Here is a 6,454-nt window from a genome sequence, read left to right on the forward strand (position 1 = left end):
TGCATGAGATGGTATAGCAGGTGTGGCAAGATAACTGCAATTAGCTTACCAATTTTACGTGAAGCGTACAGCTTTATAATTCCTGCAAACTTTGCATGATAGGCGCTTGCTGTATCCGATAACGTGCATTCTTAAGTGAAATTAATCCAAGGTGATAAGGAATGTCTAAACAATGAGAGAAATGCAAGCACTGCGACTAGCTGTCCAAAGTCGTAAGATGGGTGCTTTGTTATTGCTAGGTTTTGCATCTGGGTTGCCGTTGTTTTTAACTAGTAGAACGTTGCAGTTGTGGATGCAAGATGCCAAGGTTGATATAGGGAAAATTACTTTATTTGGTCTGCTGGCTTTGCCTTATTCCCTGAAATTCTTATGGTCACCTTTATTAGATAGATTTATACCGCCAGTTCTAGGAGGAAGGCGGGGTTGGCTAGTAATTACGCAACTGGGATTAGCATTAGCGATCGCACTTCTAGCATTACAACAACCTGCCCAAAATGACCAAGTACTACAAGTTTTGGCACTCAACTGTCTGATCATCACTTTTTTAAGTGCCACCCAAGACATTGCCGGTGATGCGTACCGCACGGACATTTTAAATCCCCTAGAATCCAAAACAGGTGCATCAGTCTGGGTTCTAGGCTATCGTTTAGCCCTGTTTATTACCAGTTCCTTAGCTTTAGTTCTAGCAGATCATATCCCTTGGAATGGTGTTTACTTACTCATGGCAGCTTTAATGGCAGGGAGTATACTGACAACTTTATGGGCACCAGCAGAACCAAAGATCCGCGACAACATACAAAAAGCTGCACCCCTATCTTTCAAAGATGTCATTTTTCTGCTATTTATAACTGTGTTGGTAGTTGGATTAATCGGAGGTGTATTTGTCGGCTTTATCTCCTTACCTATATTTTATTGGCTATTAGCAACTTTGATATTAGCCTGGATAGTCACATCTTTGTTATTACCAACAGAGTTATTAGGTGAGGTAAGAGAAGATACTCCGCCCCAAAATTTACAAGAAGCAATTTTCCTACCATTCAAGGAATTCTTTCACCGATTTGGGCTTCCTCAAGGTAGCGTCATCCTAGTTTTTATCGTCCTCTATAAGCTAGGTGATTCTTTGGTGGGAATCACAGCGAATTTATTTTTGCGGGAAATCAGTTTTACCAAAACTGAGATTGGGGCAATTCAAGCTGGAATCGGCTTTATAGCCACGACAGTCGGCGTATTAGTCGGTGGCGTCATTATGACTAGAATTAACCTCAATCGCAGTTTATGGATATTTGGCATACTGCAATTATTGAGTAACTTGGGTTATTATGCGTTAGCGGTTGCTGGCAAAGATTATTCGCTTTTAGTGTTGGCAGTGAACATCGAAAACTTCAGTGCTGGATTAGTCACAGTTGCTACAGTTGCATTTTTAATGAACCTTTGTAACCACCGCTTTACAACTACTCAGTTTGCTTTATTCTCTAGCTTAATGGCTATTAGTAGAGACGTTCTTTCAGCTCCTGCCGGAGATTGGGCTAAGGCCACAGGCTGGCCCTCATTTTTCTTACTAACCCTAGTAGCAGCCTTACCTGGATTGCTACTTTTACCGTTAGTTGCCCCCTGGAACCCTCAGCTAGTAGCAGTATCCAGACCAGGACTTGAGGAAGAAGAAGAGGATATATGGGGAATCAAGTAGTTATTGCTGTCGGCACATTCATCCTCTTACTCACTGGTTTATTACTTGGGTATGTTCTCTCACAGTTAGTTCTGGGATTTCTAGCATTTAACCTTTTAACTTTTTTCGGAACACTCAGCCTAATTTTAATTTTTGGTACACTTTATTACGTTTTATTTTGGCAGTTGCGGAGAGATCAGTCCCGACCATTAACTAGAAATGAAGGTATAGCAAACCAGGTAGACGATGGTGGATCTGATAGCTATCTCAAAAACAGGCTAATCGCTAAATTATCCGGTGACACTGCTGCTGCCGAACGGTTAATTGAACAAGCAAAGGAGACTTATCCTGGGATGCCGGAGAATTGGTATTGTGAAAGAGTACTTGATGACTTAGAGCGCGATCGCCAATAGTCCCGAAGCAGGGGAGATGAGGGAGATGAGGGAGCAGGGGGAGCAGGAGAAGAATAACAATGCCCCATACCCAGTTGCCCTGAGCGACTTGTGCCGAGCGAAGCCGAGGTAAGCCGAAGGGATGCCCAATTCCCCATTCCCCATACACAGAAAATCGCTAAAATAAATCAAGAAGACTTCACAAATCTTCAGCTAGGCTCTCATAAAAGTTCAGAGCTTCTTGCAATTAAAATATGGCTATTTTTCGTCAATACATCGCCCCACTGCTTGCAGTATTAGTATTTTTCTTTGCCCTAGTGGCAGTCAGCGCCCGGATTTTTTTACCCTCTGATATGGCAGCACCCGCACCAATTGAAGAGGTGGGAGTAAGTTCTCAACCCACTCCTGCTAATTTGCCACCAGCAGCACATAACTTAGTTAGCTAAGTCAATAAACGTATTTAAGTGTCTGAGCAACTACTACCTGGATATATTATTCGCCGTGGTTCTACTTTGGATCGGACGCTGCTGCTGAAATTCATGCAGCGAACTTACCAGGATCTCTTTCCCAATGAGAATTTTTCCCACCTAGAGCAAACAGTTAAGCAATACTTTTCTAGCGATACGCCCTTGTGGTGGGTAGAAGAGGAGAGGGAGCAGGGGGAAATTCCTCTTCTGAGCACCCTTCCCCCTGCACCTCTGCCTCCTCCCCATCCCCCATTGCCACTTGCCCTGAGCGTTCGCGTAGCGTCTCCAAGAGTTGCCGAAGGGATGCCCAATGCCCATCCCCCTATAGCCTGCCTCTGGGTGGGCAATGCCATAGATCAAGTGCAGGGTAATCGTCATGCTCATATCTTTATCCTCTACGTTGTACCAGAATATCGGCGACGGGGTATTGGTACAGCCTTAATGCAATATGTGGAAAATTGGGCTATTCAAAGAGGCGATCGCCAGATTGGATTGCAAGTGTTTCAATCCAACAAACCTGCATTAAATCTTTACAATCAGTTAGGTTATCAAACCCAATCCCTGTGGATGGTAAAATTCCTGAGTGCAGAAAAATAAATTACAGGATAGCAGTAACATACTTAAGCGTCTGAGTTATGGCGTTGCTCGTTTGAATAAAACTCAACGAGGAGAAAGGAAAGTGTATAATTACGCAACGAATACTTATAAAGCTTTAACTTATTGGCGCGGGGGATTATGTGTTAATCCCTAAAGGGATTGAAATGAAATTATGTATGACGAAGAAGATCTAAGCCTACTAGATATTGAGGAGGAGCTAGAAAGCCCCCTAGATAAAATAGAGCCGCTAACTGCCGAATCAGTTGTGGCAAAGCCAGATCCAGAAGTGATGCTAGCCCTGCTGGAAAATCCCCAGGCCCAGCAAAGAATGTTAGCAGCGCGTGCTTTTTGTGATATAGAAGATGCGCGTGCTACCCCGCATCTGATTCGCCTATTAAGTGATACCTGTCCCTTAGTGCGGGTGAGTGCAGCCTATGGGCTCGGACGCAATCCTAGTTTAGAGGCAGTGAATCCGTTAATTGCTCAACTAAACAGTGATTGGAACGGCTATGTGCGTAAAGGCGTTGTTTGGGCTTTAGGAAACTGTCGCGATCGCCGTTGTTTACCGCCCCTAGCAGATGCCCTCAGAACTGACATTTCCGCAGTGCGTTTGTGGGCTGCTAGCGCCTTAGCACAAATGGCAGAAGTGAGTTATGAAGCAGTTATAGGGGCAATACCGCCATTAATTGAAGCCTTAGTTAAAGATCCCGTGGCAGCAGTGCGGAGTAACAGTGCTTGGGCAATTGGTCAACTGTGCCGCGAACTGCCTTCTAATGTAGTTTATGCCACAGCGATCGACGCCTTAATTCAAGCCTTTGCCGAAGACCAAGATTTAGGAGTACGGGCAGACGCCAAAGCTTCACTGTTAGGAGTGGGTGATCCCCGTGGCTTGCAGCTGATTGAAACCCTTGAACAAGAAGGGTGGTTTTGATTTGGGCATCCCTTCGGCAACTATTGGAGACGCACTCACGTTCGCTCAGAGTAAGTGAGCATTGGGCATAGGGAAAGACTTGTTGCAAGTTCTCACCTCTTGTCACCTTGTCCCCAAGTCTTCCCTGCCTCCCCTACTCCCCTTACTCCCCTGCTCCCTCATCCACTTCCCCTGTCCTTACTGACTATCAGCTACAGGTTTGACCAAATTTAAATCATAGGGGCGTTCCGTATCATCTTCGCCCAAATATTCACCATTTTGAATTTCCAGAATAATTAACGGAATCTGTCCAGGATTTTCTACCTTATGTAGAGTTGCTGCGGGAACATAAGTTGATTCGTTTCGATTCAGTAATATTTCTTTTTCTCCACAAGTCACCTTAGCTACACCAGAGACTACAACCCAATGTTCATTGCGGTGATAATGAATTTGTGGTTTAATTCCGTGCCTGGGCTTAATTTCAAGACGACTAATTCTATAAGTTTTTCCCTCCTCGATCACCTCTACTTCACCCCAGTATCGTGTACCTGAATGTGGAGACAATTCGTTGATATTTGACTGAGTATTATTTTCATTAGGAGTCATAATTAATTTCTCAACCAGATGAGTATTAGTATTTTTAAGTAATTTATCCTAAACAGGATAAACCTGGGTAGGGAGATGCAGCCACAACATTCCTATTGATGACAACTGCTCTAACTTTACTCTAAGCAACAGATGCTATCCGTGAATTTTTAAATGTCTGAATGCACCAATTGCTTAACCGCCCGTATACTGAATCCGATAAATCCGATTATTGGCTTCTTCTGTTACTAATAGACTGCCATCTGGTAACATGAGTAAACCTACAGGTCGTCCCCAAGTGGTTGGTACAGAAGGATTTAGCAAAAATCCTGTGAGAAAGTCTTCGTAATAGCCAAGCGATCGCCCTTTAGCATCGAAGGGAACAAACACAATTTTATAACCAGTACCGCGATCGCGGTTCCAAGAACCACGAAAAGCAGCAAAAGCACCATTCCGGTATTTTTCTGGAAACGTTTTACCATCATAAAACTGTAAACCCAATGCTGCTGAGTGCGCCTGGAACAGCACATCTGGCGTTTGAGTACGGGCTGCTAGGTCTGGGCGTTTACTTTTGCCATCCGTCTTTTGGCGCGGATCTAGGTTGTTTGGTGTCAGATAAGCATAAGGCCAGCCGTAAAATGCCCCCTGCTTAACGCGTGTAAGATAATCTGGAACCAAATCATCACCGATTCCATCGCGTTCGTTGACAGTGGCGTAAAGTTCCTTAGTTACAGGATGAAAGTCTAAACCAACCGGATTACGTAAGCCAGAAGCAAAAGTTTGTTGCTGGGAACCATCCAAATTCATCACCTGTACTGAAGCCCGTGGTAGGGGTTCTTCATCAACATTGGTTCCTGAACCAACTGAAACATATAATTTATTGCCATTGGGCGAAATAATAACATTGCGCGTCCAATGGTTGTTATAACCTTGAGAAGGCAAGTCGGCGATTTTTTTTCCCTTGTTTGTAATATTCTTTTGACCTTTCTTATAGGGAAAACGTAGTACAGCATCTGTGTTCCCCAGAAAAAAGGAATTACCAGCAAAAGCCATACCAAAGGGTCTATTGAGTCCGTTGTCCCTACTAGCAAAGGTTTCTCGAACGTCGGCTACACCATCACCCTTGCTGTCACGTAACAGACGAATGCGGTTTTGCCTGGTTTCAGTCACCAATACGTCACCGCTAGGGGTTAAAGCTAGCCAGCGTGGGGCATCTAAACCTTGTGCAAAGACGTTAACTGTAAAGCCTGGTGGTACGCGCAACACCGGATTTTGCGGAATGGGCACAACCTCAGGTTGCTTAGAGGCACTTTCTGTTGCGAAGGGTGCTGGTAAATTCTTCAGATTCACCCGGATGCGCGTAGGTGAAAATGCTTCAGTCCGAACGATATCTTTTGACTGTGTAGGATTCTGTGTCAGTTGAGCAGAAGGTAGAGATGTTTGTGGTATAGGATTATCTGAGGAAGCGCGAGTCTGGTTACAGCCTGCTACCAGGGTCAGTAAAAAAACTGGCAGCAAGAAACGCGCAAAGACTTTCATGGCGGTAGACACTACGACACAATTTTCTTACTTTAGACTTGAGACTGAATAATTGTCGCCAGTCTAAAGTCCAATTTTTCTAAGTTAGTCACCCGATTAATTTACTCCCCCATTCCTAATCCCCACTTGCCCTGAGCGACTTGTGCCGACTTGTACCGAGCGAAGCCGAGGTAGCGACTTGTACTGAGCGTAGTCGAAGTAAGCCGAGGTAAGCCGAAGGGATACCTAATCTCCAATCTTCATATATATAGGACTAGCATTTGATTTCTGAAAAAACTCCGTACATTTGAAGAGTGGC

At 44.4% G+C, this 6,454-nt stretch carries 7 protein-coding genes; 5 read left to right on the plus strand and 2 right to left on the minus strand.

Features of this window, described 5'->3' with window-relative positions; all coding sequences use genetic code 11:
* Positions 1–172 precede the first annotated feature (172 nt).
* The 5 genes from ACFFAP_RS15205 (at position 173) to ACFFAP_RS15225 (ending at position 4,053) form a co-directional block, all read left to right on the plus strand.
* On the plus strand, positions 173–1,687 hold the full coding sequence (locus ACFFAP_RS15205) for an AmpG family muropeptide MFS transporter (RefSeq protein ID WP_375511983.1): 1,515 nt from the start codon (positions 173–175) through the stop codon (positions 1,685–1,687).
* Positions 1,672–2,079, plus strand: coding sequence for an ABC transporter permease (locus ACFFAP_RS15210; protein WP_375511984.1), 408 nt, complete (start codon positions 1,672–1,674; stop codon positions 2,077–2,079). The genes ACFFAP_RS15205 and ACFFAP_RS15210 overlap by 16 nt, the downstream gene beginning before the upstream one ends.
* Before the next feature lie 233 nt (positions 2,080–2,312).
* Complete coding sequence (locus tag ACFFAP_RS15215; RefSeq protein WP_375511985.1) at positions 2,313–2,504, plus strand: hypothetical protein; 192 nt, start codon at positions 2,313–2,315, stop codon at positions 2,502–2,504.
* Between the two features lie 18 nt (positions 2,505–2,522).
* A complete protein-coding gene (locus ACFFAP_RS15220) occupies positions 2,523–3,122 on the plus strand; it encodes a GNAT family N-acetyltransferase (RefSeq protein ID WP_375511986.1) in 600 nt (199 codons plus the stop codon).
* A gap of 172 nt (positions 3,123–3,294) precedes the next feature.
* Positions 3,295–4,053 (plus strand): HEAT repeat domain-containing protein, encoded by a 759-nt coding sequence (locus ACFFAP_RS15225; RefSeq protein WP_375511987.1) that lies wholly within the window; start codon positions 3,295–3,297, stop codon positions 4,051–4,053.
* 177 nt (positions 4,054–4,230) lie between these two features.
* Here the strand turns inward: ACFFAP_RS15225 and ACFFAP_RS15230 are convergent, their stop codons facing one another.
* Positions 4,231–4,638, minus strand: coding sequence for a phosphomannose isomerase type II C-terminal cupin domain (locus ACFFAP_RS15230; RefSeq protein WP_375511988.1), 408 nt, complete (start codon positions 4,636–4,638; stop codon positions 4,231–4,233).
* Between the two features lie 174 nt (positions 4,639–4,812).
* Positions 4,813–6,156, minus strand: coding sequence for a PQQ-dependent sugar dehydrogenase (locus ACFFAP_RS15235; RefSeq protein WP_375511989.1), 1,344 nt, complete (start codon positions 6,154–6,156; stop codon positions 4,813–4,815).
* Positions 6,157–6,454 lie beyond the last annotated feature (298 nt).

It is taken from the genome of uncultured Nostoc sp. (genome assembly GCF_964245575.1).
GTDB lineage: Bacteria > Cyanobacteriota > Cyanobacteriia > Cyanobacteriales > Nostocaceae > Nostoc.

What these genes read in the sequence shown, in the direction of transcription:
- ACFFAP_RS15205 (WP_375511983.1), top strand. Translation starts at nt 173, where the DNA reads ATGAGAGAAATGCAAGCACTGCGACTAGCTGTCCAAAGTCGTAAGATG.
- ACFFAP_RS15210 (WP_375511984.1), top strand. Translation starts at nt 1,672, where the DNA reads ATGGGGAATCAAGTAGTTATTGCTGTCGGCACATTCATCCTCTTACTC.
- ACFFAP_RS15215 (WP_375511985.1), top strand. Translation starts at nt 2,313, where the DNA reads ATGGCTATTTTTCGTCAATACATCGCCCCACTGCTTGCAGTATTAGTA.
- ACFFAP_RS15225 (WP_375511987.1), top strand. Translation starts at nt 3,295, where the DNA reads ATGTATGACGAAGAAGATCTAAGCCTACTAGATATTGAGGAGGAGCTA.
- ACFFAP_RS15230 (WP_375511988.1), bottom strand. Translation starts at nt 4,638, where the DNA reads ATGACTCCTAATGAAAATAATACTCAGTCAAATATCAACGAATTGTCT.
- ACFFAP_RS15235 (WP_375511989.1), bottom strand. Translation starts at nt 6,156, where the DNA reads ATGAAAGTCTTTGCGCGTTTCTTGCTGCCAGTTTTTTTACTGACCCTG.